The 3,477-nt window shown below is 67.6% G+C and carries 4 protein-coding genes; 1 reads left to right on the top strand and 3 read right to left on the bottom strand.

The window, feature by feature from the left end; genetic code table 11:
• Positions 1–404 precede the first annotated feature (404 nt).
• Positions 405–1,244 (bottom strand): class I SAM-dependent methyltransferase, encoded by an 840-nt coding sequence (locus BRAS3809_RS31575; RefSeq protein WP_008966073.1) that lies wholly within the window; start codon positions 1,242–1,244, stop codon positions 405–407.
• A gap of 97 nt (positions 1,245–1,341) precedes the next feature.
• On the opposite strand from BRAS3809_RS31575, the gene BRAS3809_RS31570 reads away from it, so the two are divergent.
• Complete coding sequence (locus BRAS3809_RS31570) at positions 1,342–1,995, top strand: TetR/AcrR family transcriptional regulator (protein ID WP_008966072.1); 654 nt, start codon at positions 1,342–1,344, stop codon at positions 1,993–1,995.
• Between the two features lie 316 nt (positions 1,996–2,311).
• Here the strand turns inward: BRAS3809_RS31570 and BRAS3809_RS31565 are convergent, their stop codons facing one another.
• Both BRAS3809_RS31565 and BRAS3809_RS31560 read right to left on the bottom strand, forming a co-directional pair.
• A complete protein-coding gene (locus tag BRAS3809_RS31565; protein WP_008966071.1) occupies positions 2,312–2,482 on the bottom strand; it encodes an RNA polymerase sigma factor region1.1 domain-containing protein in 171 nt (56 codons plus the stop codon).
• A 194-nt stretch (positions 2,483–2,676) separates the two neighbouring features.
• Positions 2,677–3,477: RgsD C-terminal domain-containing protein (locus BRAS3809_RS31560; RefSeq protein WP_035659824.1), on the bottom strand; the 801-nt coding region annotated here is incomplete at its 5' end.

Raw genomic sequence — 3,477 nt, 5'->3', positions numbered from 1 at the left:
AACTCCGGCCCTCCCTGCGCGATGGCTTTAGCGGCTGCTTCGCGTTCTCCCTGGTGCGCCGGGCTTTCTGGCCACCATGCCGTGACAATGCGCTCGCGCGCATTGCACGGGTGATATCAGCTTCGGGATATCAGGACCGCGCGACTTGACCGTGCGTGACGGATCGTTCGTCGGCGCGAGCAACCCGCGCTGCGATCCACCACGCCCACCGCTCCCCGCCCCGCGTGCCGTGACGACCGCGATACGCCCCTCATCCCGGGGCGGGATGCGCGAAAAGATCGATCTGATTTGCCCGACGAGGCAAGGACCAATGAGTGCGACAAAGTAACCCGACGGGCAGATGCGCAGAGCATAGGCTGTGGATCGAACACGATCGCCCCGACAAAGGGGGCCAACGTCCCATCCTACGCAACGCGCCGCGCGTGCACGACATGCGGTCCGGCCTCTCTCGCACCGCCGCCGACGGGAGCGCCGAGATAGCGGCCGACGATCTCGGCGAGGCCGAAATCCTCGATCTCATCGAAGCCGCATGTGCGTAGTTCACGGCCAAGGTCGGAAGGATCGAAGCGGCTCAGCCAGGGTTCGCCGATCGCAGCGGTGCGCGCGGCGAGCGCTTCGACATGGGCGCGCCGCGCCGGAGCGTAGTTGTCGAGCGGCTCGGTGTAGTCGAACACGACCTCCGCACCGGGCACGCTGGCCATGAATTGCAGCACCGCCACGATCGACTCGCGCCTGAGATAGGGCACGACCCCGAGCCAGGGAAAGAAGGCGGGCTCGTCCGTTCGGAAGCCGGCGGCAGCCAACGCATCGCCGAGGCGCTGCCGTTCGAAATCGACCGGCACGAAGATCAGCGAGGCGGGCAAAGCGAGGCCGGCGGCGGCGATGCGCTGCCGCTTCCAGGCCTGTGTGGCCGGATGGTCGACCTCGAACACACGCAGCCGCGGGTGCGGATTGCGCAGACTGAACGTATCGAGGCCGGCGCCGATGATCGCGACCTGCCGGACGCCGCGGGCGACGGCCGCGGCCAGGGCATCCTCGGCGAAACGGCTGCGCGCGGCGATGAAGCGCCTCAGCTGCTGCTTGGTCCCGTCCGCGACCGCTGCCGCGATCAGCGGATCGGCCTCGTCGCCGAGCAGCAAACGGGCGAACGGATCGGCAAAGATGCCGGCGCCGTCGACTGTCTGATGCGCGGCGCGGAGGATCGCTGCTCCCCATGCGGTCCGGCTGGGCTGCCCCATCTGCATGACGATCGTCCCTCTTCCAACCAATTCATCCGGTTGCGCATGAAGGCACCATAGCGCATAATCCTAACACTGTAAAGATTTGACCGGGATCAAACGCATGCCGAGGCCAGCGAAGAAGCCGCGGAAGAGCTATCATCATGGCGACTTGCGCAACGCGCTGCTGACCGCGGCGCGCGAGGTGCTGGAGGAGCGCGGCCCGTCCTTCCTCGGCCTGCGCGAGATCTCGCGCCGGGTCGGTGTGTCGGCGCCGTCGGCCTATCATCATTTTCCGAGCCGCGACGCCATCGCGCTCGGCCTCGCCGAGCAAGGCGCGGCCGAACTCGCCACATGCCTCGCCGCCGCGCCTGCGAACCCGAGCGGCTCACTCCTGACCTATGGCGAGGCCTATATCGCGTTCGTGCGCGCCAATCCCGCGCTCTACCGCCTGATGTTCGGCGAGGGCTTCCCGGCGGTCTCACAGCACAGCGCGGCGATCCGCGCGCTACGGGAGCGCAGCTACGACATCATGAAAGCGGGCCTCGAGCAGCGCCTGCCGGCGTCGGAGCTGCCGATTGCCGGATTGTTTCTATGGGCGCTCGTGCACGGTCTCGGTCTCCTTCTCGTGGATCGCCAGATTGTCCGCGACGGCGACCTCGAGGACATCATCCGCCGGGTCTTGACGCTGGCCGGGACCGGACTCCTGCATGGCCGAGGACGTGACGACGGACAGTCGGGACCGCCGCCACCACCACCGGGGACTCGCTCGGCCTAGGCCTGTCTAACAGGCTCGCCGCCTTCTCCTGCACGTGGCACCGGCCGCGATCAGGAAGGTCACTGATAGCAACGCCTCTCGATCGCGTCCGCGGATGGGTCCCGGCGTTCGCCCGGACAACGCCGGTGATTGCGCGCGGCCTTGCGACACACTCCGCTGTCGTCCCGGCCTTGAGCCGGGACCCATAACCACCGGCCGTCATGAGGCAGGCCGCCAATAGCAACGTCCCTCGGCAGCGTCCGCGGTATGGTTCCTGGCGTTCGCCGGGACAACACCGGTGATCAAACGCCGTCGAGGCAGAAACTCCACGATCGTGCTAGTCTTCCTCCACGCGGATCTCGGCGTCGCTGAGTGCCTGCATGACCCGCTCGATGTCCTCGGGCGCGACGGTGCTGCCCGCACAGATGGCGTTGAGCTCATCGAACGTGACCCAGCCCTTGCGCTCCCCGATTTCGATTGCGCGGCGGATGATTTCGGACACGTGCATGCGCCTCTCCCGATCGCTGGCTCTCATCCATGGGGGAGAGAGTCGATTGTCGGGTTGGCCCGGCGATCGCCGCGCGCGCGATCGCAACGGCGCCATGCCCGCCACCTGACTGCCACGTCTGCTGATTCATGGTGGACACGCGACCGCCGCATGGCGGCGGCTGCTTTGCCCATCCTACGGCGCCTGCTCTGCGGCTAGCGCGCCAGCACCTCGACTTCGCCGTCGACGCCGTTGACGACGTTGAAGGAGCGCTCGAACACCTTGCCTTCGTATTTGGCGATGGCGCGGTAGTCGCCTTCGGACAGAACCACCTTTGGGAAGGCGCCGACGGATTCCTTGATCACGTCGCCGCCGGGGTTGATGACCGACCAGGCGGTGTTGGCGAGCGCCTCGCCGCCCTTGTCGGAGACGAGCTTGAGGGTGATGACCGCGGCCCGATGCGTGATCGTGACGTCCGTGAGCTTGCTGGCCTGGACGCGGATGTCGGAGCGGACCACCGAGTTGGCATCGCCATAGTTGGAGACGATGTAATAGGTGCCCTCCGGCAGCATCAGGATATCGCCGGCGGCGACGTTGGGCACGATCGGCGCGCGCTCGCGGCCGTCGAACTGGCTGCCCTTGTAGATCGCGAACGAGATCTGGTTCTGCGGGATCTTGCTGCTGCCCACCCGGCCCTCGAGGCGCAGGCCGCCGGCCGGAAGCAGGAACGATTCGCGGTCGGTCTCGGCCTTCAGGTTCACCGTGCGGACCGCGCTGACGAGGCCGAGCGCGACGTGGACGACGTAGTTGCCCGGCGGCAGCACGATGTTCGGCGTGGCGCCGCGGTCCTCGCGCAGCATCTTGAAGGCGCCGGTCTCATCGGGCCGGTCGGCGAACACCCGCCAGACCAGGCCGCCATTGATGTTGGGCAGATCCTTGCCGAAGCGCGCCGACAGCGACAGCACGCCCTGGTTGGGCGCAGCCGCCGGAGGCGACGTCGGCGGCGGCGGGGCCCC

Origin of the sequence: Bradyrhizobium sp. STM 3809, from assembly GCF_000239795.1 — a bacterium.
GTDB lineage: Bacteria > Pseudomonadota > Alphaproteobacteria > Rhizobiales > Xanthobacteraceae > Bradyrhizobium.
This window is presented reverse-complemented; position numbering and strand designations above follow the sequence as displayed.